Genomic DNA, 24422 nt, shown 5'->3' with positions numbered 1-24422 from the left:
GGCGTACTCCATTACCGCTTACTCCATCTTTTAGAATGTGGTTAAAGTGTATATCGGAATTATCGGCCTGCCGCTGAAAAACTACAAAATTTCTGTTTGTTGAATGGCTTGCTGTGGCGCGACAACAAAAAAGCCAAAAACTTGCATTTATTTAACAATAAAATTAAATTTAATCTAACTCAGCTTGCAGGGAGCAACAATGTCACTGGCCATTATTTTTAGCCGCGCCCGCTATGGTCTGGCGGCCCCGCTGGTTACCGTCGAGGTACACCTGAGTAACGGCTTACCGGCATTTCAACTGGTGGGCTTACCGGAAACCTCGGTAAAAGAAGCCCGGGATCGGGTGCGTAGTGCGCTGTTAAATAGCGGTTTTCAATTCCCGGACCGGCGCATTACTGTTAATTTAGCCCCTGCCGACTTACCGAAAGAAGGTGGCCGTTTTGATCTGGCGATTGCCCTGGGGATTATTGTCGCCTCTGGCCAGCTACCGGGAAAATGCACTGATACCTTTGAATTTTGCGGCGAACTGGCGCTATCTGGCGAAATCCGGCCGATTCTAGGCGAAATCCCGCTGGCGATTGCTTGCCGCGATGCCGGACGCGCCGCCATTTTACCGATGACTAATGCCCAACAAGCGCAGCTGATCCCTGACGCGGCCGTGCATGGCGCCACCCATTTACTGCAGGTACACAGTTTCTTATTGGCACAGCAAGCCCTGCCCGCCATTCCACCTCTGCCTGAAAAACCACCAGGCAACCCGCTGGATCTGGCGGATGTAAAAGGCCAGCCGCAAGCCAAGCGGGTGCTGGAACTGGCCGCTGCCGGTGAACATAATTTGTTGTTATTCGGCCCACCTGGTACTGGCAAATCGATGCTGGCACAACGCTTACCGGGGATCTTACCGCCGTTAACAGAAAGCGAAGCACTGGCAACCGCCGCTATTTACTCGATTGCCGGTATCGCCAGGGATCAGCAAGATTGGCAACAACGCCCATTCCGCTCGCCACATCATACTGCTTCTGCTGTCGCGCTGGTTGGCGGCGGCTCAGTACCCAGGCCGGGTGAAATTTCACTGGCGCATCACGGGGTGCTATTTTTAGACGAGGTTACTGAGTTTCCGCGTAAAGTATTGGATGTATTACGGGAACCCCTGGAAACCGGGACGATTCACGTTTCCCGGGCCGCAAGGCAGGCCGAGTTTCCGGCACAATTTCAGCTGGTGGCGGCGTTAAACCCCAGCCCCACCGGCCATCATGAGGACGGCCGCGCCAATCATGGTGAAATTCTGCGTTACCTGAACCGCTTGTCCGGGCCTTTTCTGGAACGGATTGAATTACAAATCGAAGTGCCGTTGTTGCCGGCGGGTAGCCTGAGCAGTCAGCAAGCGGAAGAAAGCAGCCAGCAGGTCCAGCAACGGGTGCTGGCCGCAAGGCAATTGCAATTAGCGCGTCAGGGCAAAGCCAATGCCCGTTTACTGGGGCGGGAGCTGAATCGCTACTGCCCACTGAGTAGCAGCGATGCGACGTTTTTAGAAAACACGCTACAGAAATTTAAATTATCAGCCCGGACCTATCACAAGCTACTAAAAGTCAGCCGTACTATTGCCGATCTGCAGCAGAGCCCGCAAATTGAGCGCCCCCACTTGCTGGAAGCGCTCAGTTACCGGGCCTTAGATCGGTTAATTCAATATCTGCGGCAATAGACCACTCAGTACTTACTGAATACCCTGCTGTAATTTCCATTTCAGGGTCTGGCCACCGAAAAATGGCACTATCGGATTACCGTTTGGCAGCATAATTTCGGCCGGCACCTGCCATTCCTGTTGTACCAGCGTAATAGTGCCGCTGTTGCGCGGTAAACCATAGAAATCCGCACCATAATGACTGGCAAAAGCTTCCAGCTTATCGAGGCAGCCCAGCTCATCAAACACCTGCGCATATAACTCGATCGCGCTATGCGCGCTGTAGCAGCCGGCACAGCCGCAGGCCGATTCTTTACGGTGCTTTTCATGAGGCGCCGAGTCGGTACCGAGGAAAAACTTGGCTGAACCGCTTGCCACCGCAGCCCGCAGCGCTTCCTGATGGGTGCGGCGTTTTAATACCGGCAAGCAGTAGTTATGCGGCCGGATGCCGCCGACTAACATATCGTTGCGGTTTAACAGTAAATGCTGTGGTGTAATAGTCGCCGCCACATTAGCTGAGGCTTCGGCGACAAAGCTGGCGGCGTCAGCAGTAGTAATATGCTCAAACACCACCTTTAGTGACGGCAAGCGGGCAACGATATGCTGCAAATAGCGATCAATAAATACTTTCTCACGGTCAAAAATATCAATCTCGTGATCGGTCACTTCGCCATGGATCAGCAGCAACATGCCCGCTTCGGCCATTGCCTCAAACACCGGGTATAAGGCATCCAGTGCCGCGACACCTGAGCTGGAGTTTGTCGTCGCACCGGCCGGGTATAATTTAGCCGCTACGACCCCTGCCGCTTTGGCTTGCTGAATATCGGCTTTGCTGGTTTTGTCGGTTAAATATAAGGTGACCAGCGGCTCAAAGCGGCTACCGGCCGGGCGCGCCGCCAGAATACGTTCGCGGTAGGCGACTGCCATCTCGGCCGTAGTGACCGGCGGCACTAAATTAGGCATCACGATAGCGCGTTGAAACACCCGTGCCGTGGCCGGTACGGTTTCCAGTAACATATCGCCATCACGAAAATGCAGGTGCCAATCATCGGGGGTTTGCAGCGTTAAAGTCGTCATCGGTAAGCTCCGGCCGGCTGGAAAAGTTGCGCTATGATAGCAGGGATAGCGCAGCGACGAAATTACTGCCCGGGCTTTTTCAGTGGCAGCCGGGTCTGCTACACTGACTGACAGTATGTGCCATAAGATAAACCCAAGTATAAGCCAGGTTGCGATGGCAGCCGATTAGGAAAACCGACCATGTCTGATTTTGACCTTGATTTAGATCACCTGGATTTTGACGCTGCCGAAGACTCGGTCGCGGCTCAGCTGGCTGCTGCCAACAGCGCTGTCGCCGAACCGCAGTTTGGCGATGACGATGACGAGTGTAGCGGCGGCGCCTGTAAGATTTAGTAATCGTTTAGTGACCGAGGGATTTAGCCCAGATCACTGAACCTAAAATACACAAAGTACCGGCCAGCATCAGCAGCGAGAATGGCAATGCCGTGCCGGTATACAGCAAGCCCAATAAGGGACCAGCCAGCGCGCCACTACCAAAACGCAGGGTGCCAATTACTGCCGTCGCCGTGCCGCTGTGCTGTGGAAACTGCATCAGGATCAGCGCATCGGCATTGGTCGCAATCAGGCCTAAACTGGCCATTAAGGGTGCAATACTGGCGACGGTATACCACAACCCAAGCCCGGCAGCATTGACGCCGCTAAGCGTGGTCGCCGCCAACAGCGCCAGCACTAATCCCAGTGTCAGCATCCGCTGTGGCCCGAGGCGGGTCACCAGTCGACTATTAATAAAGTTCGCCAACATCAGCGACGACACATTCAGGCCAAACAACAGCGCGAATAACTGTTCGCTGACACCAAAATAGCTGATATAGACAAAAGACACGGCCGTGAGAAAGGTAAAAAAGCTAAAGGACGCAAACATCGAAATGGCGATAAAGGGCCAGGCTGAGCGGTTAGCAAACACCTGCTGATAGCCACTGAAAAATGCCGGCCGGATGCTATTGCCACTTTGTTGCTTAATCTCTGGTAAAAAGTGCCAGCACAGCAACAGCATAATGGCGGCATACAGCGCCAGCAACGAAAAGATATGCTGCCAATGGGTGACATACATCACGCCGCTACCAATCGCAGGTGCAATCAGCGGCGCCAGCATCATAATCATCGACACATAAGACATACCCTTAGCAGTATGCTGTTGGTAAAGATGCCGCACTATGCCGGGGATCACCACTGTCGCTGCCGCACCACAAAATGCCTGTAACGCACGCCAAAGCAAGAACCCTTCGATACTGCTTACCAGACTCAGCGCCACACTGGCGACCAGAAAGCCGGCTAAGCCAAACAGCGCCAGCGGACGGCGCCCGAGCATATCGGCCAAGGGCCCAAATAACAGCATCCCCAGCGCATAGGCAGCCAGATAGATACTCAGCGACTGCTGCACCAGAGCATTAGTCGTCTGCAGCTCTTTTGCCATTAACGGCAGCGCCGGCAGATACATGTCAATCGCCAGCGGCGTGATTGCGATCACTGCAGCCAGCAACATCACGATCCGCAGCGAAGGTAAAGCAGTGCTCATCAGAACCCGTACCCTAAAAAGTGCCATCATAACCAATACCGGCTCAGGCCGGCAATTTTTGCGGCTTTTCACATGGCTTTTGCGTTAAGAGCATAGCCAAAATGTCAGAACTGCGGTAAAACCTTGTCTGAATACTCTGTGATCCGTTGTGGAATAGCACCATGAAAAAAAATAATATTATTACTACTGATGAAATTTTGCTGACACTGTGTCGCTCGGTTGAACGGGTACTGGCCGCCGCCGGTAACCCCGGTGTCAATCATTCCCCGATGGTACAAAAAATTCAGAAAACCTGTTTACGCCCGGACCTGGGCTGTTTTGTGTTGTTCGACGGCGGTTTTTCCGGCCTGGTGGTAATTAACTTTACCGCTCAGGCGGCGATGGAAATTTACCGTCGCTATCTGCTTAGTATGGGCATGCCGGAGTCTGAACTGGCGTCTTTCCACACCTCGGATGAAGTCGGTAACGTAATGGGTGAGCTGATGAACCAGATTGTCGGTGACTTTACCGGTCAGGTGCGCTTAGAGCTGCAAACCTCAATCAATCAAAGCCAGCCGAAAATGATGGCCATCAATAAACAGGTGCAGATCCTGATCAACACCCAACTGGATCAACCGCAGGCGCGTCGGGTAACCTTTAGCACGCCGGATCATAATATTTTCTATATGGAACTGGCGATGGATAAAACCGAGTTTATCCAGCTCGGCGAATTTGAAAAAGCGGTACAGAATAGCCCGGATGATATTCTGCAGCAGGCACTGCAAGAGCAGGCGCAGGAACAATCAAATGCCGCCGCTCAGCAAGCCGATGATGATTTTTTGCGTGATCTCGGGCTGTAAAGCCAACATAGAATAGCCAGGCCAGATCGCCGGAGCAGCCAGCTGGCCTTGACAGACATTTTGGGTAAACAGCAGGAAAAGATGAAGGATAAAGCGACCTCTTTTGATATTGCCTATTTGGCTGGCGTGTCGCAGTCGACTGTGTCACGGGCATTACGCGACAGCCCCCAGGTAAACAAAGAAACCCGCGAAAAAGTGCAGGCGATTGCCCGCCAGCTGAACTATAAGGTGGATAAAAATGCCAGTAATCTGCGCAAGCAGCGCAGCAGCACCCTGGCATTACTGCTGTTTGAAGATCCCACTACCGATGAGTCGCTGATCAATCCGTTCTTTTTATCGATGCTTGGCAGCATTACCCGCGCCTGCGCCCGTAACGGCCAGGATCTGCTGGTGTCGTTTCAGCAACTCAGTGACGACTGGCATGCCGACTATGAAGACAGTAAAAAGGCCGATGGCATTATCCTGCTGGGCTATGGCGACTATGTCGACTACGAAGAAAAGCTGGCCAAATTACTGGCGCAGCAAACCCACTTTGTCTGCTGGGGGGCCGAAGTATTAGGCCATCCGGAATTTACCATTCGCAGCAATAACTGGCAGGGTGGCTATCTGGCAGGCGAGCATTTACTCAATACCGGCCACCGCCATTTTGCTTTTATTGGTAATGCCTCAGAGGGCAGCCCGGAATTCAGTGCCCGCTATCAGGGTTTTATTGATGCGCTGGCCAAAGCCGGCATTACACCACAACAGGTACCGCATTTTGATGCGATCTCAACCGAAAGTGCCGGCGATCAGGCCACCGCTACCTTGCTGGACAGTGGAGTCAGTATCGATGCGATTTTCTGTGCCAGTGACTTGATTGCGATTGGTGTGATGCGCTGCCTGAAACGTCGTGGTATTCAAGTCCCGGAACAGATCGCTGTGATGGGCTTTGATGATATCCCAGCCGCTTCTTTTGCGTCGCCGGGCTTAAGTACCATTCAGCAGGATACCAGCAAAGCCGGTGAGCTATTAGTGAATAACCTGCTGAAACTGATCAACAACCAGCCCATTACCGACAACCTGATTGAGCCTAAGCTGGTGGTGCGGCAATCCTGTGGTGCTGCCGGCAATAGCGCTAACTAGGCCGTTAACTTGCCGGTAATACCACAGTCTCAGACTCAGTTGGCACAGCTTGCCGGCCGGCCAATTGCTCCAGCGCCTCGCGCAAGGTCGGGTAAAAGGTCAGCTGCCCCGGCTCTGGCTTAACGCCGGCCTTAGCCAGGGTTTTTAGCGGCTGAAACTGTAAGTCCGCGATCAGTAATTCCACCCCTTGCTTACGACTGTTATGTAACAGTTTATCCAGCGCCGCCAGACCTCCGGCATCTAGCAATGGCACCCCATCCATATAGAGTACCAGCCCACGTTGTTGCTGGCTGAGCAGCGCCACTTCGGCAAAAATCCGATCGGCCGCGGCAAAAAACAGCGGGCCGCTTATTTTTAATACTTTCCAGCCTTCAGGTAATACCTGTTCAACTTGCTTGCGGTTGCCGCTGATATCGGTGACCTTAGTCATCGCAGCAATATCTTTCATAAACAGCATGGTCGCCAGCAAAATACCGGCGGTAATGGCGATTACCATATCAAATACTACCGTCAGTAACAGGCAGACTAAAAATACCAGCACATCGCCACGTGGCGCGGCTCTCAGTAAGTGCCAGGCTTTCGGCGCTTCACTCATGCCCCAGGCCACCATGACCAATAGCGCAGCTAAAGCCGCCATTGGCAGATAGGCCAATACCGGTGTTAGCAGTAATAGAGCGAATAGCACCACCACTGCATGCACCATAGCAGCGACCGGCGACTGGGCGCCGGCTTTAAAATTCGCCGATGAGCGTGCCAGCGCCGCGGTGGCCGTAATGCCACCAAAGAACGGCGTAATAATATTACCGAGGCCCTGCCCCAATAATTCGCTATTCGCACTATGGCGCCGGCCACTGGCATTATCCAGCACCACCGCACAGAGTAGCGATTCAATGGCCCCTAACATGGCAATGGCAAAGGCGGCAGCCAATAAATCTTTTGCCAGCTGCCAGCTAAAACTCACTGGCTCACCTGCCGGCCCGGGACGGTTCCAGGGCCAGTCAAAATAGGGCAAGTACGGCGGCACCCCGGCAGCCAGGCTGCCATCAGCAGCGGTATAACTAAAACGCGAGGCCACCGTCGGTAAATCAATACCAAATTGCAGTAATAACAACCCCAGTAAGGTACCGACCAAGAGCGCTGGCAGATGCGGCGGAATAGCAGTATTTAAGCGACGCCAGCCAATCATTACCGCCAGTGTCACAGCAGCGACCAACAGGCTTGGCCAGGCAAAGTGTGGTAATTGCTGGCCAAGTAACCAGATTTTATCGCCAAAATGCTCAGGTAACGCCGTCAATGGCAAACCAAAGAAGTCTTTGATTTGCAGAATAACGATTACTATCGCAATACCTGAGGTAAAGCCGAGGGTTACTGACTCCGGGATATATTCAATTAAGCGGCCCAACCGAAACAGCGCCATCGCCACCAACATCACTCCGGCCAACACTGAGGCGAGCAGTAAACCACTTAAGCCGTACTTTAACGCAATCGGATACAGGATCACGACAAAGGCAGCGGTCGGCCCGGAGATGCTAAAACGCGAGCCGCCGGTAAGGGCAATCACAAAGCCGGCGATAATGGCCGTATAAAGCCCATATTGCGGCGGTACACCGGATGCAATCGCCAACGCCATCGCCAGTGGTATTGCAATAATACCGACCGTAACACCGGCCAGTAAGTCTTTGACCAGCTTGTGCCGGTTATAACCCTCAGCCAGACTCTCACGCAAAGCATGGCAAATCCGTAACGAAAATAAATGAGCGCGATGCGACATCCGGCATTCCCTTAGCTAAGGATAATATAGTAAGTGTAGCGCGGACTTAGGCTGGGGACTATCGGCTTTTAGTCGCAGTAGATCTGAACAGTGACAGCTCAGGGCTACAACAACTTCGCGCAGTCGGGGGCGGGCTCTGTCGCTCAGTAAACACCCACCAGTCGTAACACGACACATAAGCCGGCTATTAAGGCTAGATCAGGAGCATCGATAGACTTGTTGGAACCATCAAAGTATCGGATTTTCGACACTTAGCAATTCGAAACGTCTGTCATCCAGATCAAAACTAATCATATAAGTATAGCTTTTGACAGTTGCTTGTTGGGCTGCTGCACAAAGGGGTCGGCTTGTAAAAAACGCCCTAATATCGGGTCGTATACCCGGCCACCCATATGCACCAGACCGACATCGTCGATTTGTTCATGGCCGGTATAGTGAGCTGGAAACAGGGGAAGATTGCGTATCTTCCCCCCAGCGAACGCCCTTGCCACGGAAGGCAAGGGCGGTGGCGAGGAGCATTGCAGGATTGCAAAAGCGAGGTGCCCAGCGCAAGGTGAGCGCGCGGGACAGTAAACCATTCAGTATGCTTTAGCGCCCAGCTTTGGGCATCCCGACGTGCACCAAATACATCAAAGCTCATTACCTGTTCGGAAACGCCATTACTATTTGTTATAACATGGGTGTAGTACATTTTCCTTTCGGGATCTGCCCCTAAGACTTCACTGTTTGCTTACTCTGGAGATTAGTTGCCCAATATTGCAAGAGTAGGGGCTGAGCGCTAATCATGCAAAGCGATAGATTTGTCGAAATCTGTTAGAGTATCGGATTTCCGACACTCAGCAATTCGAAAGATGAGTGATTTATATCAAAACTAATCGTGTAAGTACTTATATCTTCGAATATAAAAAGTGAGAAAACATCAATTACTTTATTTTCACTCTCAATAAATATCGGACTCATGCTTAACACCCACAAATCACTTTTACTTAGAGATAAATTGTTAATCAACCTAAACCATATTCTATAACGAGAATCCAAGACAAGATTAAAATAATGATACCTCCTCTTAAATAAAGAGGAAATGTCAGAATCACGCCTTGCAGAAATTAAAGACGACACAACAAACTCCATTTTGTCGTCATCAATAGAGTTGTAAAAATCTTTTTCTATTCTAAGCTGTGCCAAACACGAATCATCAGCTTTGAAACATACCACAAACTCTCTGACGCCCTCAATTGTGTATGCCTCATCGTCATTACTGTACTCAAGAAAATAAAATGCATAAAACCCTGAATCCAGTTTAAATATCGAAGTTTTTATTAGCATTTCATCACAGACTTCAGCCAACTCATAGCTTAAAAAACCACCAACCCTAACCTTTTCATTCAGCAACACTTGCTTATCGATAGGGTAATATCTAGTTTCAGCACATTGAATTACTATAGCATTGACATTAAAACATAGAAAAAACAAAGCAAATGATATAAACCTCATTTCTTACCGCCATCTACTCTTAGGAGAATAAGCATTCATCAAATAATCTTTTTGGTATTGAGTTAATCTAAAAAGACATTATTGGGTTGGCCGCCGTCACGCAACCCATAATAACTCATAAAATTTTAATATCGTTATCCATATGGTCTAAACCAAGCGAATGTCCAAATTCGTGCTTGATATACCTACTGAAATTATTATCATTCAACATTGGTTTAGAACGCAAAAGCCTTTTCTCGCTACCACTCCAATAACCAGCGACCTTCGCACCATTTTTCTCGCGGATGCATTTTTCCGAGAAGACTAAATTAGTATCTGCAGCTTTATCTGTAAGCTCATTTTTATATTAAAAAAATCATCATTCTCCATAACAAGCTCATTCATTTCTTTAATCGCTGCATTGCATAGCTTATAGCGCTGGTTGCCCTTGCGGCCGCAATATACTGCACCGCCCACATCGCCAACATCTGGAAAAAATAACCAGAAGGGTCTGTGGCATTGAGCAGGTTATTTAGTACATAACTATAGCGGTTTAAATTCGGTGTATTGTTTGGCTGCTGCACAAAGGGGTCGGCTTGTAAAAAACGCCCTAATATCGGGTCGTATACCCTGCCACCCATATGCACCAGGCCGACATCATCGCTTTGCTCATGGCCGGTATAGTGAGCTGGAAACAGGGGAAGATTGCGTATCTTCCCCCCAGCGAACGCCCTTGCCACGGAAGGGGCAAGGGCGGTGGCGAGGAGCGTTGCAGGATTGCAAAAGCGAGGTGCCCAGCGCAAGGTGAGCGCACTGGACAGTAAACCAGAGCTGGCTTCAGTATGCTTTATCGCCCAGCTTTGGGCATCCCGCCGCGCACCAAACACATCAAAGCTCATTACGTGCTCGGAAACGCCATTGCTATTTGTTATAACATGGGTGTAGTACACTTCCCCTTCGGGATCTGCCCCCCTAAGACTTCACTGTTTGCTTGCTGTGGTGATGATGTGCTCATAAAGCTGTGTGTTGTTATATTTCTTCTTCGCCTCATACGTGAAAGCACCAGCATTAAAATTGAAAAGATAGATATAGAAAAATTTCTCGTCATTATCTACATAGTTGTCAGAAAACTCTGATAGCCAGGGTACTTCTTCCAACACAATCGGCATTTGTTGAGTCTCAGTTATACTTAAGGTTCTTCCAGTTGCATTAGAAGTAGTACAAGAAAAATATTGCTGATAGCTCTCAGAAAATGTCCCCACATCACCGATAGAACCTCTGCTAAAAGCGATTAATGAAGTTTTTTCGAGCACTCTAACGGTGACACTATCCACATCGTCAGAAACAGCTTTATTTAGTATTTCGGTGTAAGACTTAAAGCAGGAGGTGGCACTACTGCGGGCCTTTTCCTCGTCCGACAGAAAAAGCGTAGCTAACATTATAAATACAGTTATCATTTGATCACTTTACCTTTAGCACCATCTGTTGAAGTATCGCGTGAGCAAGTAGAATTATGTCCGCAAAAGCTAATTTTCACCACACCACCTTGCATCACACCAACATACAAGCCTTTGCCATTAGCTCTAATCCACTCTGTATCAGCATTTCCTCCGTTTTTCATTGCGGTAAAGATGTTTGAAAAGTTAATTTCGCCCGATGGATGGGTGTGATATCCAATGGCATGCCCATTCGGGATCTGACCCCGAAGGTTTCCGGATAAATATAAACCAGGTTCCCACCTTCAAACATTAATATTTTATCAATCTTAGCTGTTGTATCAGCCAGAGCATTAGTCACAAAAAGCACAACCAAAAGTAGTAACAACTTTTTCATTACAACCCCCTAATCAATAGCCGAAACGTAAATTGTTATTAAAATTCGATTTTTAAGCATTAGCTTTTGCCAAAGTAGTTCTGGCAAGGCATTGGTATTGGTATTGGCGATGACATGGGCAGAGCCAGCCGGATAGATACCGCCTTAAACCAGCGACTCAAGGCGGTAAGTACAGATTGTTAATGCCCATTCGGGATCTGACCCCGAAGATTTTAAATTAAAATTAATATTTCTCGATTATTTTGACGTTTACTATAACAAAGATCAGATAGTTGCTTCTCCATTATCTTCCCAACCTGAATCGGTTACTGCCGGGCACTCTTCAGATACAATAAAGCTATTTGATTTTATACTGGTAAATACTTCATCATCACCCACAATGATATTTAGATAGTTTTGATAGTATAATCTTGCAACAACAAAATTACTCATTTCAAAAAAATCACTTATTCTTAATTTAGAAACAAACTTCCGTCCTGGTTCCATCATGACTAACTCCCTTGGCCATTCAAAGTGTTCAAAGTGCCAAGATGGTGCTGTACTAGCTGGTAATTTGTGAGCTTCGTTCGAAATAACTAGACTACCTTTAATCCAAAATCCATCAGAGTCTAGTTGACCCTGCATAATTTTAATTGGCTGACTTGTTACATTGACTTGAGTAATAGTAACAGTATCCAAATCATCGCAATCGAGGGCAATTACTGCAGTGATAAACACATTTTCCGCTCTAACAACACACGAAAGTAAAGCCAAAACAGCCATAATCAACTTATTCATAATCGTGTCACCGCAAATTCAAAGAAATATGTGTTTTTAATATTTCTGTCCAAAGATATTAGCCTGTCTGATGTTCCTGGCATTTGATAAAGAACATCTCTTCGCATACCAGGCAAACCTTTTAAAGCCAGCTCGGGAGTCCAAGAGTCATTGTGGCCAGTTCCGGCCACATGTGAGAATTCATGAATTATAGTTCCTGCTTGCTGAATACCTTTCCAAAATGGGTCACCAAGAAAAACCCTTCCCCCTGTAGCTGCGCCGTGTGACGAACCTGCCATCCGGAACACGCTTGACGTATTATTAATTGCATTGTCAATTAAACGCATGACTTCATTCCCATGTGTGTTCAAACCGTCTTGAAGTATGGAGAAGTCTCTATCACCTGCTCCGGACAAGCCATAGAACTGAGCAACTTCATTCTTGAAATCAGTATCATTGCTATTTAGCTTTGATAAGAAATCTTTAATTCCACCGCGAGCTTCTGTAGCTTGGGCCTTGAAAACTACAGCTTCCTCTGCGCTTAGTTTAGAAATTTGCAAGCCGCCTTCTCTATACCAGTCTCGAACTCCCTTAAACTGAGGCAGTCCATCCGTGCTAGCACTACCTTGCTTATTATCCACCTGCTGCGGTGCATTCGGGTTATCGGCTGCGGCCTGCCCTGTAGCAGCATTACCATCCCCGGCCAGTAAACACTTTCCAGCCCCGGTTACGCAGTTAAATATCTGCCCCTTGGCAAACCCCTTCGCCATCCCTCCGGCAAAGTTTGCCATTGCCGTGCCGCCGCCCACATCGCCAACATCTGGAAAAAATAACCAGAAGGGTCTGTCGCATTGAGCGGGTTATTCAGTACATAACTATATCGGTTAAAATTCTGAATATTATTCGGCTGCTGAATAAAAGGGGTCGGCTTGTAAAAAACGCCCAGTATTGGGTCAAACTCCTCGCTGCCCAAATGAATGAGCACCACAAAGCGCCGTTACAGCCATTCGACGCCACCATGCTGCATGGGTTCAGCATTGATTTCGGATTGGATTGTTTAAGCTCCCGTCAACGGCCGTTATGACTCCTTAACCAAAACCAAGATACTCATCTCGTTCGTGTTCGCATTCCCTCAATAGATCGCTTAATATTCTCGTGTTTTTTATCACCATATCTTACTGAAAAACCTTCTATGAAATCGTTCCATGCCTTGCAGTTTGGATTAAAACTCTGGTAATCGACACGCGATATAGATAATTCAACTTGCATCAAATCTGATCTAAGCTGACCTATTGCATAAGATTGATGGGAAGGCTCATTAAAAAACTCGGCTATGATAATAACTGGGCAAGTGTCGTAGGTTTGATAACTTCCCAGTGTTGACTTTTTTATCGAGGCTAAATCAATTTGCAGTCTAAATGGGCTCCAAGACAGACAAACATCCATTGACTCGCAAAGAAATACCTCATCTTCATGCACACTCAATATACCAATAACGTCAATATTTTTGCCGTTATACTTTTCTGGTGACAGCTGTAACTCAGCAATGGTAATTCGATTCGGATAGATTACAGGTAACCCCGCAATACTATGCCAACTAAACAATGCCAGAATGAAGAGTGCGCATATAAGTTTCATTAACAACCGCCTTTTATACAAGATGAAAATTTGTCGCCATGATCAAGTGTCATATCGGGCAGCGCTGGTGATGGATTATAACCTAACGTACTCCACGCTTTAAAACCATCATAATGCCGTAAACCGGATGATGGATTCCAATAGTCTTTGAAGCTGACGTATCGATCCAATCTAGTTTGATAATCTTGCTGCGAAAAGTTCGCTGCTCCAACCGCCGGATGGGTATGCCAATCTGCAACTAAGCGGCCAGAGGAAACAGAACGACTCATATCAACAACATCGATTCTACTAGTATGGTAACTTGTTATGACCGTTCCAACTGCAAATCCATCTGCGCGCTCAAAAATCCTTGCATAGATTTCTGCACCAGACTGTTCAGTCAAAACGAAACCATTATCATGCAACCATTCAGCAGCCTCTTTATGTGATTTAAAAAGACCGGATTCCATTCTCTTAATCAGTTGCTGATTTAATGTATCCATACTCTTTGCTAGAGCAGCTCTATCTGTGTCCCCAAGGTAGTGTCCAGACTCGCCTGATGCTGTATGCCCATCAGCACTATTACTACCCTGCGTATTATCGACCGCCTTTGCCGAATCAGGCCCATTGGTACTCGCTCTATTTTGTAAATGCGACAAGCCCTTCATTGCGCCGTTAAATAACATACTCTTAGCATAGCCCTTTGCCATCCCTCCGGCAAAGTTTGCCATTGCCGTGCCGCCGCCCACATCGCCAACATCTGGAAAAAATAACCAGAAGGGTCTGTCGCATTGAGCGGGTTATTTAGTACATAACTATAGCGGTTTAAATTCGGTGTATTGTTTGGCTGCTGCACAAAGGGGTCGGCTTGTAAAAAACGCCCTAATATCGGGTCGTATACCCGGCCACCCATATGCACCAGACCGACATCGTCGATTTGTTCATGGCCGGTATAGTGAGCTGGAAACGGGGGAAGATTGCGTATCTTCCCCCCAGCGAACGCCCTTGCCACGGAAGGCAAGGGCGGTGGCGAGGAGCATTGCAGGATTGCAAAAGCGAGGTGCCCAGCGCAAGGTGAGCGCGCGGGACAGTAAACCAGAGCTGGCTTCAGTATGCTTTAGCGCCCAGCTTTGGGCATCCCGCCGCGCACCAAACACATCAAAGCTCATTACCTGCTCGGAAACGCCATTGTTATTTGTTATAACATGGGTGTAGTACATTTCCCTTTCGGGATCTGCCGCCGAAGGCTTCGAGAAGTGAATGAGTACTACCCAAAAAGCCCAGCCTCGTTGCTTTCTCCCTAATAGTTAAGATTTTCAAACTCTTTATTAACTTTTAAAATTTTAAAATTTTCATTAGCGAACAGAACACTCATATTATACACCGAACCACCGATGGATAAATTGACCCTAAAATCAAAATCGCCAACCTTAGCAATAGAGAAAGCAGAGTATGCGGAATAACCCAGCTCTGATAGGATATAATTTCTCAAATCACTACTGCTCAAGAATGAAAAAAACTCTGGCTCCACCGCCAAAAACTCATCAAGATTCATTCTAAAAAAAATCAAACTTTCATTTCTAAATACATCATTATCAAATTCACAACGACCATCTCTTTTTTTGGTCACCGCATAGAACTCTTCAACAATGTAATCTTGCTCACCTTCATAAACAAATGAAGGCACGCTCACCTCATCAACAATGCCAAATATGCATCTTCCTTCCAACTCACTTATTAATTTATACTTAGCCCTTTTAAAGTAATACTTATCACCTTCTTTTCTTTCGTAGTTATAAACGAGCCCTTCAACTTCTTGTGGATATTCATCATCAGCAATACAAAATGCGGCTGAAACGAAAAAAAACATTAAAAAATCACCAGTGCAAATCACGCACCGTATAAAAACACCCATAATATAACCTCTGGTTATCCGAACTCAATATTGCTCTATTGCGAGAATATGACATTATACTGCCAACATCATCACCTTTAGCATTTGGTTGATGTTGCAAACCCCGCTCTCTATGCCCTAATCGCCCCGACGACCATTTTCGCGTAGCCGTAATAACTATAAGCCTGTAGCGTTACACCCAAGGCAGTTCAATTTCAATCTAAAGATCAAAACTCATTTAATCTTTGCTATCTGAGAACTTTGAAAAGACCAGTCTATTATTATTTTCATCTATCAAGATGAGTTTACTTGCGTTATCGGTTAGGATGATTCTATAAGCTACTGTTTTTTCGAATGGGGTTAAGAAGCTGTCTCTATAAATTCTGTCCCGACTCAGTATAAGAACTCCATCATCAAGATCATATTTACCGGCTTCACGAACCAATTCTTCTTCGTGAAGAGCTGTACGATCGCTCGGGACTTCATCACATTCATTACCTATGGTAAAATTTTTATGTTTGCTAATCCCTATTGATTGATAACAATCATTTGAAATATCATCGTTCACAAAATACCAGGTTCCAACTAGGCGCTTAAGGATAGCGTCTTCTGCGTCATTTAATATAACATCACCATACCAAGCATCTTCTAGCTTGCTGAAATACTTGTAGAGTTGCGTATTATTATAGCGAGCCTTTTCTTGAAAAAGGAAATCATCACCATGGCGGAAAAAGAGGAATAGATCAAAGAAAGCATCGTCATTATCTACATAGTTTTTTGAATACTCACTATGTAAAGGCGTTTCTTTCTCGTAATGCAATTTCACTTTTGTTTCATACAGACTGATAACTTCACCTGTATCATTAACTACACTGCAAACAAAAAACTGCTTGTAGTTATCCCTTATCTTCCCAACCTCACCTAAAGTTCCTCTGGTAAAAGCAACTGAAGATGTTAATTTTAGTTTTTGCACTACTGCGGTATCGACCTCAGCGGGAAGCGGCCTCCCTGTAGTTTCAGTGATAAATTGCTGGCAATAACTGATGTAGTTCGCTGGAACATGGTTCATTGCAAAATTTGCATCGCCTAGAAGGCTTGTGATGAAAAGTATTACAAGCTGCATTTTGTTGGCCCGTCCGGTTTCTCATTCTTAAAATTTAAATATCTACTTTTCCTGAAACTTTACTTTCTCGATACTAACCCATATTTTTTCTTCTTTATTTTCGCTGTTATATTTTCAAAAATTTAGCGAAAAGCTCCATACTAAAATTCCTATGTCTAATTTCTGGTTATTATAGCGAACAATGCGTATCTTACTGACCAGAAAACTTGCTATCGTGTTCTATATTTCATTCTGATAATCATGTCTTCAAGCTGCTTACGCCCTTCATCACCAGGTCGATTCTTTATAAAATCATTCCAAACTGCACAATTAGGATTTAATTTCTGATAATCCAGTCTTGATATCGACAAAGAAATTTGCAGATTAGTCGTACCTATCGACCCAATGTAATAGCTTTTGTCATGTTTCTCACTTGGAATGTAGTTTCCAATAACCAGTACGTGACACATATCATACCCAGACATCCCCCCACCAGTAACTTCATTCAATTTACGCCAGTCAAGCTTGAAACGATTTGGGCTCCAGGATAAACATGCGTCTACCGACTCGCATAAGTAGGCCTCTTCACCGTTAATACTTAACACACCTACCATATCTATGACTTTTCCCGCAAAAATACTGGGGGACGATTCAACATTGCTAAAAGTATGGCGATTAGGGTAAGTCACTTCTGTTGCATAAAGCATGGGCATACAGACCAAAAGAAATATTAATAATAATTTCATTAACGCTCACCTGATCTAATTAAGTTAACATGATGATTTTTAATTGCATTATGGTCAAACAGGTTGGTTTCGCTACGGATCAGAAAGGTTAAGCTAGACATAACGAACAAACAAGGCATTTTATTAGCATATTGATAATGCTTATGTAATGGAACCTTTACTGATATTAGCGCCAAAACATAATCTGAAGTGAATTTTTCGAGACGACCTTAGCTGACCTGAGCACTCTGATGAGTCGATACGTCTACACAGCAATAAAAAACCCACAGGGCAGCATTGCCGTGTGGGTTTTTCTGCAACAGGATAATTAGTTGTGGCTTTGCAGCACCACTAAACCATAGGGGGCCAGCTGACTGGCATTAAGATCAAAGCCCCAGCTGGCATTGAGCTTGCTTTCCAGAGAGGCACTGATATCTAACGGCTGCTCGCTTAGGTTCAGTACGAAGCGGGTATGGCTGCCATTTAGCTCGCGGTCGATTTGCAGCAGGCCGGCGGCAGGCTCTGTCACCTGATAGCTGCCTGCCAGTTTTAGCTCGGGCCGCTGCTTTTTCTGCGCGATTAAGAACTGATACAGGCGCCACAGTGAATCTGGCTGGGCTTGCTGCTCTGCTACGGTATTACCACCGGCGCTTAACTGCTGCTGTAAAAAGCCCGGCCACCAATCGGCAAACTGCACGGTAAACTGTTCTTTTTGCTCTACCCAGCTGAGCGGCGCTGCGGTAAAGCCAGCCTGGGCCTCAGTGTTCCACAGCATCGGTGCGCGTTTGTATACATCATGGCCACTTTGTGCCTGCGTTAAGCCAATCTCTTCACCGTAGTAAAGATACTTAGTACCGGGCGAGCTAAACAGCATGGCCGCGGCCAGTTTGGATTTTTGCAGTACCGTCGCACGATCACCGCTTAACTGAAAAGCAACGCGGTCCTGATCATGGTTAGTTAAAAATGGCGTGAAGAATGCCAGTGGCGCGGACGAGTCCAGACGGCGTTGCAGGTTTTCCTGTAGCGGGTGTAATTCGCCACTTTGCGTACCGCTAATAGTACCAAACTGCGCGGCATTGCCGGCATTTTGCTGCAGCTGACCAATAATTTTATAACCCACTTCAAAGTCAAAGCCCTGATCCAGCCCCTCACCGTTGCCCCAATATTTGGCGGCAATTGGGATATCTACCCAGGCTTCGCCAACTAAATAAGCTTCCGGGTTCACGCTTTTGACAAAGGCATTAAAATCGCGCCAATAATCAATGGTCGCCGGCAAATCGGCCTGACCATCCGGGCCACTTTCCATCACAAAGCGCACCGCATCTAAGCGGAAACCGGCCACACCCTTGTCCAGCCAGAATTTCGCCATCTTCTTCATTTCGGCCACCACATCCGGGTGTTCTAAATTCAGATCCGGTTGGGTCGCACCAAAGGCAGCGTAATAATACTCACCGCGCCGCTCATCAAAGTGCCAAACTGCGTCCGGCTGATCATTATCAGCCCAGGCGTGGCCCCAGCCTTCGCCTTTGGCTGGTAAGTCCTTGCGCCAGACAAAATAATCTTTATAGGGCGCGATGCCTTCGGCTGACTTTTGAAACCACTCGTGTTCACGCGAGATATGGTTAATCACTAAATCCAGAATCACCTTAATGCCTTTGGCATCGGCCGCCTGAATAAAGGCTTCAAATTCTGCCATGCTGCCGTAGTCACGCTCCACCTGATAAAACTCAGTAAAGTCATAACCATGATAGGAGGGCGCTTCAAACATCGGCGTTAACCAGATGGCGTTAATACCCAGCTCCTGTAAATACGGTAGCTTGGCGGTCATACCATTAAAATCGCCATGGCCATCGCCGCTAGTATCGTAAAAGCTACGCGGCCAAATCTGATAAAACACCGCATCTTGCCACCAGGGGCCAGGCTCAGCTGCTGCGCTCGCCGCCAGCGGTGCGGCAACAGTTTCAGTTTGCTGTGGCGCCGGCTTGCAAGCACTAAGTGCCAGCGCCAGCGTCAGCGCGGTTAATGAGGTTCTTAACATGGTTTATCCCTTTACTGTTTCGATTTTTACCCGCAACACATAAAGTGCCGCTATTACATAACTTACGCCACCAATCGCCAGCGCATAAATCGCCTGCCCCTGGAACAGATAGCCCACCAGGCTGCCCAGAATAGCTGCCGCCAGCAGCTGCGGTAACACGATAAAGATATTAAACATCCCCATATACACCCCCATTTTATGGGCGGGTAAACAGTTAGATAGCAGCGCATAAGGCAGTGACAAAATCGAGGCCCAGGCAATACCAATGGCAATCATCGGTAACCACAGCAGCGCCGGATCTTTAATCAGGAAGAAGGAGAATAAACCCAGGGCGCCGAATAACAGGTTAATACAGTGCGCTTTTTGCGTACTGGTGGCTTTAACCAGTAGCGGGATCAGCAACGCAGCAATGGCGGCGAAACCGTTATACACCGCAAACAATACCCCAACCCAGTCAGCGCCATTGTTATAGGCTACCGAGGTCGTATCGGTGGTGCCATAGTGGTAGCTGGTAACGGCGGCGGTGGTGTAGATCCACATCGCGAATAACGGAAACCAGGAAAAAAACTGCACCACGGCCAGTTGGCGCATGGTTTTCGGCATGGTAAATAAATCATCGGTCAGCTGCACCAGCATATTGCGGTTTTGCTGTTGCTTAAACCAGCTGGCCGCCCATTGCAGTAAACCAAAGGCGGCAACTAAAGCGCCAAGTAAATACAGTTGCTTATCCAGCTGCCAGAATGCCACCGCAGCAAAGGCTGCCACGCCAATCACTACGGCTGCAGCGCCACTGCGCCAGTAATCCTGAGCCGGGGTTGCCATAGGCGCACAGGGATGTTCTGCCTGCTCAGCGGCATCAAAGGCAGCCAGTTGCTCCGGGCTATATTCCTTACTGGAGATGATGGTCCAGCCCACCGCTAAAAACAGTACCACACCACCGGCGTAGAAAGAGTACACCACCGAATCCGGGATCATGCCTTCGGCAGCCGTATTGGCGACACCAAACCAGTTGGTCATAATCCAGGGTAAGGCAGACGCGACCACGGCACCGACACCGATAAAAAAGGATTGCATGGCAAAGCCGGTTGGCCGCTGCTGTTTATTCAGGTTATCACCAACAAAGGCGCGAAACGGCTCCATCGTCACGTTAATGGCGGCGTCTAAAATCCACAGCATACCGGCGGCGATCCACAAGGTCGGCGAGTTTGGCATTATCACCAGCGCAGCGGTAGTGGCTAAAGCGCCGTATAAAAAGAACGGCCGGCGCCGGCCCAGCTTAGTCCAGGTTTTATCACTAAAGTGGCCAATGATCGGCTGAACCAGTAAGCCGGTTAGCGGGGCGGCGATCCACAGGATCGGAATTTGCTCCATGTCGGCGCCCAGGGTTTGGAAGATCCGGCTGACGTTGCCATTTTGCAGGGCAAAGCCAAACTGAATGCCAAAAAACCCAAAGCACATATTCCAAATCTGCCAAAAGCCAAGGTTTGGTTTGGTTTGCATAATGATGGTCTCTGTTGCGGTTTTATAATTATTTACCTGTCAGGCTGTTTGATACCTGCATTTAGCGGCAAGAACAAGATGAATACGTATTCAGCAAGGCGCAACGCCGCGAAGGCACCGCGATTGATAGGTTTTACAGACCGGCAAACACAAACGGCTGCGCCGGTTTAGACTGCGCCAGCGGGTCGAGGGAATATTGGGTTCGGCTTCGGAGGAAATACCAAAGGGCACCAAGGCATTGCGAATCACGCTAAAGACACTGGCCAATACACTGCCATATTTGGCGGGCCAGCGTACCGAGTTGGGACCGACCTCGCCCCGGCGATCGATACCGCGCGGGAATAACCAAAGATTCGCCGGAATTTCATCTTTCCAGTCCATCGAGCGGGCGGTAATAATGGTTTGCTCCGGCCCTTTATAGACAGCGCGGGTACAGGCATCACTTACTGCCAATGGCAGTAGCGCGGCCAAGCAGGTCACAGCAAGCAGTTTTTTAATTCGCATTGGAAAGTCCCTGTTAAACAATGAAAAATTCACTGCTAACTATGGCAGAACAGTCGCAGTTTAGCGAATATCTAATACCAATACGCCCCGCGCCGGCACGGTTAGCTGTTGTTGCAGCTGCAATTTTGCACCAGTTAGCACCTCTGTGGCTTGCGCCTTGGCTGGCAGCACCTGCCTAAAACGTGCCAGCTCCAGTGTTACCGGATGCGGTTGCTTATTCATCACCACCATCACAGTTTGTTGCTCGTTATAGCGGAAATAGGTATAGGTGCCGCGATCCGGGGCAAAGTGCAGTAGTTTACCCTGATGGATCGCGCTGGCGGTTTTACGCCAGTTTAGCAGCCGGCTGACCAGTTGCTGCGCCATAAGCTGGGTATCCGTTAACCCCGCGCCGGTAAAGGCATTGACTTTATCGCCCGCCCAACCGCCGGGAAAATCGGCCCGTACCTTGCCATCATCGCGCTGTGGCGGGCTGGTCAGCGCCAGCTCAGTGCCATAAAACAGCTGTGGAATACCGCGCATGGTAAAGAGATAGCTCAGCGCCATCCGGAACAAGTCTTGATCTTCGCCCAGCACTGAAAATAAGCGTGCAGTGTCATGGTTACCCTCAAAGATCACTAAATTAAAGGGGTTGGCATAGACATGGTCATTGCTCAGCATTTCATACAGCCGGATCCAGCCGCTATTCCAGCTCTCTGGCTCTGCCAGTGATTTTAGCAGGGCGTCATACAGCGGAAAGTCGAGCATCGCCGGAGTATGCGAAACATAGCCATCTTTATTCTGCTTGCCGGCCTGCCAGTACGAGACGATAAGCGGATTCGGGCTCCACTCTTCACCGACAATATTAAACTGAGGATATTCCTGCATAATGCGGCGGCCCCACTCGCTTAAAAAGGCTTTATCGGCATAAGAATAGGTATCTTCCCGAATACCCGACAGCCCGGCGTATTCCACCCACCAGATACTATTCTGAATAAGATAGGTCGCTAATCTGGGGTTACGCTGATTTAAGTCCGGCATGGTGTCGACAAACCAGCCATCGGTAAATAGCTCGCGATCAATATCGGCCGCATAGGGGTCCTGAATGGTGCTGCGGTTATGATTGGTTGGCACAAAGTTGCCATTACCATCGCCGCTCGGGAAGTTCAGCCAGTCTTTAGCCGGTAAGTCCGGTAGCCACCAGTGATTACTGCCAATATGATTAACGATAATATCTTGAATCACTTTAATACCAAGCTGATTGGCGGTCGCAACAAAATCACGGAACTGCGCATTGCTGCCAAAGCGGGGATCCACCCGGTAAAAGTCGGTGGCGGAATAGCCGTGATAGGAATAAGCCGGTTGATTATTTTCGGTTAGCGGCGTTGGCCAAACCGCGGTCACGCCCAGCTGCTGCAAATACGGCAGCGCTTGCTGCATCCCGGCCAGATCGCCGCCATGACGGCCGTTATCATCCTGCCGGTTCGCCTGCTCCAGCATCCCGGGTACGCTGTCGTTACTGGGGTCGCCATTTACAAAGCGATCCGGCGTAATCAGATAAATCGCATCGGCTGGCGAGAAGCCTTGGCGCTGTGCTGAACCTTCATTTCGTGCCAATAACGGGTAATCAACTTGCTGTACGGCTTTTGCGCCGCGACAAAGCTGCAGTGGCAAGGTGCCCGCCGCCGCATCAGCAGACAGTGTCAGCTCAACAAACAGATAATTCGGGTTATCGGTACGATGTACCGCGCTGATGCTAACCCCGGGATAGCTGAGCTTAGGTGTTAACTCCGCTAACTTATCCCCGTACAGCATCAGCTCAACAGTCGGATGCTGCATACCAACCCACCAGTTCAGTGGCTCAACCCGCTGTACCCTAGACGCGTATTCACTAGCCGCCTGCAAACCAAAACTCAGACCATAGATAGCTAATAAGCCAAATAACTTTAATTGCAAAAAATTACGCATTAGTTTTGCTCCTGCGTTGGCTTAGCCAGTAAAAAGCGCAGTGGTGTTGCTAACCGGGCCGCCCAGGCCTGTTCACTGTGATCGGTACCGGCAAACAGCTCGCTGTGCCACAAGGGCGCACTAAAACCTTTGCGCCGGAATAAGCGATCAACCTCCTGCTGTAACGGTGGATAGAGCGCATCCAACGTTTGGTCACCATAATCAAAGTACCACTTATGCTGGCCGGCAGCGGGGAGCTGTTGCTCCAGATAGCTTAGAAAGGCCTGCGGGATCGGGTTATTCTCCACGCTAAAGGTGCCGGGCCAGTGAGTGGATAAGGCAGCGGCACCGCCAAATACCTGCGGATAGCGGCTTTGCGCATACCAGGAAATCAGGCCACCCATACTGGAGCCCATAATAAAGGTCGCTTCGCGTGCCGGATCAGTAGCAAAATGCTGATCGATATAGGGTTTTAGTTCTGTTACTAAAAAGCGCAGATAGTTATCGCTGTAAACGGCGCCGGCAAATAACGGCACACCGGGCGCGCGCTCCAGTTGATACAGCTGTTGCTGCACCGCTTCCGGTAAACTTAAAAAGGGCTGCTGCGGAAAATACTCGCTGTGCCGCGCCGCACCAATATTGTGAATGCCCACCACAATAAAGGGCCGCACCTGCCCCTGTTGCTGTAATTGCTGCGCCGTTTCGGCTACCTGCCAGCTTTGGCCATTCCAGGTAGTACGGGCATCAAATAACATCTGACCATCGTGCATATAGAGCACCGCATAGCGCTGTGAACTGCTGTAACCTTCCGGTAACCAGACATCGATCGGGCGACTGTGCACATAGACTGAGGCGATCTGCGGCAACCTGACAAGTTGGCCAACCGTAACGCCTGGCAAAGTTGCTGTATTATCGTCTGCTGCCAACACAGTACTACTTAACATTAACCCGCAAAATAAACCACTTAGCCATCCCCGCCGCCAATATTTTCTAAGCGCCGTCATCTTTGCCTCCGGTACTATGTCTCCGGTACTATGTCTCCGGTACT

General features: G+C 48.4%; 26 protein-coding genes. 4 read left to right on the top strand and 22 right to left on the bottom strand.

Annotated features, from left to right (window positions below):
• The first annotated feature begins 199 nt into the window (after positions 1–199).
• Positions 200–1702 carry a YifB family Mg chelatase-like AAA ATPase gene (locus AEST_RS01370; protein ID WP_008606513.1) on the top strand — a complete coding sequence of 501 codons (1503 nt, stop codon included), beginning with the start codon at positions 200–202 and terminating at the stop codon, positions 1700–1702.
• Between the two features lie 12 nt (positions 1703–1714).
• Here AEST_RS01370 and pyrC read toward each other — a convergent pair whose 3' ends face one another.
• Positions 1715–2758 carry a dihydroorotase gene (gene pyrC, locus AEST_RS01365; protein ID WP_008606512.1) on the bottom strand — a complete coding sequence of 348 codons (1044 nt, stop codon included), beginning with the start codon at positions 2756–2758 and terminating at the stop codon, positions 1715–1717.
• A 180-nt stretch (positions 2759–2938) separates the two neighbouring features.
• Between pyrC and AEST_RS17240 the strand changes: the two genes are divergently transcribed.
• The gene (locus AEST_RS17240) at positions 2939–3091 is read left to right on the top strand and encodes a hypothetical protein (protein WP_008606511.1); all 153 of its coding nucleotides are present in this window, start codon (positions 2939–2941) and stop codon (positions 3089–3091) included.
• A 7-nt stretch (positions 3092–3098) separates the two neighbouring features.
• On the opposite strand, the gene AEST_RS01360 is transcribed toward AEST_RS17240, so the two are convergent.
• Positions 3099–4304 (bottom strand): multidrug effflux MFS transporter, encoded by a 1206-nt coding sequence (locus tag AEST_RS01360; protein ID WP_083840383.1) that lies wholly within the window; start codon positions 4302–4304, stop codon positions 3099–3101.
• Positions 4305–4435: 131 nt separating this feature from the next.
• Between AEST_RS01360 and AEST_RS01355 the strand changes: the two genes are divergently transcribed.
• Both AEST_RS01355 and AEST_RS01350 read left to right on the top strand, forming a co-directional pair.
• Positions 4436–5113 (top strand): DUF3334 family protein, encoded by a 678-nt coding sequence (locus tag AEST_RS01355; protein WP_008606509.1) that lies wholly within the window; start codon positions 4436–4438, stop codon positions 5111–5113.
• 81 nt (positions 5114–5194) lie between these two features.
• Positions 5195–6235 carry a LacI family DNA-binding transcriptional regulator gene (locus AEST_RS01350; RefSeq protein WP_039924825.1) on the top strand — a complete coding sequence of 347 codons (1041 nt, stop codon included), beginning with the start codon at positions 5195–5197 and terminating at the stop codon, positions 6233–6235.
• Between the two features lie 4 nt (positions 6236–6239).
• On the opposite strand, the gene dauA is transcribed toward AEST_RS01350, so the two are convergent.
• The 20 genes from dauA to AEST_RS01260 all read right to left on the bottom strand — a co-directional run bounded on the left by dauA (position 6240) and on the right by AEST_RS01260 (position 24378).
• Positions 6240–8006, bottom strand: a complete 1767-nt coding sequence (gene dauA, locus AEST_RS01345; RefSeq protein WP_008606507.1) for a C4-dicarboxylic acid transporter DauA — start codon at positions 8004–8006, stop codon at positions 6240–6242.
• A gap of 290 nt (positions 8007–8296) precedes the next feature.
• Positions 8297–8584: an RHS repeat domain-containing protein gene (locus AEST_RS17470; protein ID WP_039924823.1), complete on the bottom strand. Its 288-nt coding sequence runs from the start codon at positions 8582–8584 to the stop codon at positions 8297–8299.
• A 235-nt stretch (positions 8585–8819) separates the two neighbouring features.
• Complete coding sequence (locus AEST_RS01335) at positions 8820–9500, bottom strand: hypothetical protein (RefSeq protein ID WP_039924821.1); 681 nt, start codon at positions 9498–9500, stop codon at positions 8820–8822.
• 380 nt (positions 9501–9880) lie between these two features.
• Positions 9881–10378: an RHS repeat-associated core domain-containing protein gene (locus tag AEST_RS17325; RefSeq protein ID WP_008606506.1), complete on the bottom strand. Its 498-nt coding sequence runs from the start codon at positions 10376–10378 to the stop codon at positions 9881–9883.
• An 81-nt stretch (positions 10379–10459) separates the two neighbouring features.
• Entirely contained in the window at positions 10460–10936 is a 477-nt protein-coding gene (locus AEST_RS01325; protein WP_039924819.1) for a hypothetical protein, read from the bottom strand.
• A gap of 160 nt (positions 10937–11096) precedes the next feature.
• Positions 11097–11312: a hypothetical protein gene (locus AEST_RS01320; protein ID WP_008606499.1), complete on the bottom strand. Its 216-nt coding sequence runs from the start codon at positions 11310–11312 to the stop codon at positions 11097–11099.
• 264 nt (positions 11313–11576) lie between these two features.
• A complete protein-coding gene (locus AEST_RS01315) occupies positions 11577–12089 on the bottom strand; it encodes a hypothetical protein (protein ID WP_039924817.1) in 513 nt (170 codons plus the stop codon).
• On the bottom strand, positions 12086–12859 hold the full coding sequence (locus AEST_RS01310) for a M35 family metalloendopeptidase (protein WP_039924815.1): 774 nt from the start codon (positions 12857–12859) through the stop codon (positions 12086–12088). The genes AEST_RS01315 and AEST_RS01310 overlap by 4 nt, the downstream gene beginning before the upstream one ends.
• Complete coding sequence (locus tag AEST_RS16910) at positions 12796–13053, bottom strand: RHS repeat-associated core domain-containing protein (protein ID WP_238534528.1); 258 nt, start codon at positions 13051–13053, stop codon at positions 12796–12798. Before AEST_RS16910 ends, AEST_RS01310 begins: the two co-directional genes overlap by 64 nt.
• A gap of 122 nt (positions 13054–13175) precedes the next feature.
• The gene (locus AEST_RS01305) at positions 13176–13706 is read right to left on the bottom strand and encodes a hypothetical protein (protein WP_039924813.1); all 531 of its coding nucleotides are present in this window, start codon (positions 13704–13706) and stop codon (positions 13176–13178) included.
• Positions 13706–14416 (bottom strand): hypothetical protein, encoded by a 711-nt coding sequence (locus AEST_RS01300; RefSeq protein ID WP_039924812.1) that lies wholly within the window; start codon positions 14414–14416, stop codon positions 13706–13708. The genes AEST_RS01305 and AEST_RS01300 overlap by 1 nt, the downstream gene beginning before the upstream one ends.
• Entirely contained in the window at positions 14350–14697 is a 348-nt protein-coding gene (locus AEST_RS16905; RefSeq protein WP_274517111.1) for an RHS repeat-associated core domain-containing protein, read from the bottom strand. Before AEST_RS16905 ends, AEST_RS01300 begins: the two co-directional genes overlap by 67 nt.
• Positions 14698–14985: 288 nt before the next feature.
• Positions 14986–15600 (bottom strand): hypothetical protein, encoded by a 615-nt coding sequence (locus AEST_RS01295; protein WP_156803859.1) that lies wholly within the window; start codon positions 15598–15600, stop codon positions 14986–14988.
• Between the two features lie 217 nt (positions 15601–15817).
• Positions 15818–16702, bottom strand: a complete 885-nt coding sequence (locus AEST_RS01290; RefSeq protein WP_008606489.1) for a hypothetical protein — start codon at positions 16700–16702, stop codon at positions 15818–15820.
• A gap of 209 nt (positions 16703–16911) precedes the next feature.
• Positions 16912–17427, bottom strand: a complete 516-nt coding sequence (locus AEST_RS01285; RefSeq protein ID WP_039924811.1) for a hypothetical protein — start codon at positions 17425–17427, stop codon at positions 16912–16914.
• 307 nt (positions 17428–17734) lie between these two features.
• Positions 17735–19444 carry an alpha-amylase family glycosyl hydrolase gene (locus AEST_RS01280; protein WP_008606483.1) on the bottom strand — a complete coding sequence of 570 codons (1710 nt, stop codon included), beginning with the start codon at positions 19442–19444 and terminating at the stop codon, positions 17735–17737.
• A gap of 3 nt (positions 19445–19447) precedes the next feature.
• Complete coding sequence (locus AEST_RS01275; protein ID WP_008606481.1) at positions 19448–20944, bottom strand: MFS transporter; 1497 nt, start codon at positions 20942–20944, stop codon at positions 19448–19450.
• 90 nt (positions 20945–21034) lie between these two features.
• The gene (locus AEST_RS01270; RefSeq protein ID WP_008606479.1) at positions 21035–21448 is read right to left on the bottom strand and encodes an Ntn hydrolase family protein; all 414 of its coding nucleotides are present in this window, start codon (positions 21446–21448) and stop codon (positions 21035–21037) included.
• A gap of 60 nt (positions 21449–21508) precedes the next feature.
• Positions 21509–23395 (bottom strand): glycoside hydrolase family 13 protein, encoded by a 1887-nt coding sequence (locus AEST_RS01265; protein ID WP_008606477.1) that lies wholly within the window; start codon positions 23393–23395, stop codon positions 21509–21511.
• Entirely contained in the window at positions 23395–24378 is a 984-nt protein-coding gene (locus tag AEST_RS01260; RefSeq protein ID WP_008606475.1) for an alpha/beta hydrolase, read from the bottom strand. The genes AEST_RS01265 and AEST_RS01260 overlap by 1 nt, the downstream gene beginning before the upstream one ends.
• Between the last annotated feature and the right edge of the window lie 44 nt (positions 24379–24422).

Origin of the sequence: Alishewanella aestuarii B11, assembly GCF_000280055.1 — a bacterium.
GTDB classification, from domain to species: domain Bacteria; phylum Pseudomonadota; class Gammaproteobacteria; order Enterobacterales; family Alteromonadaceae; genus Alishewanella; species Alishewanella aestuarii.
This window is presented reverse-complemented; position numbering and strand designations above follow the sequence as displayed.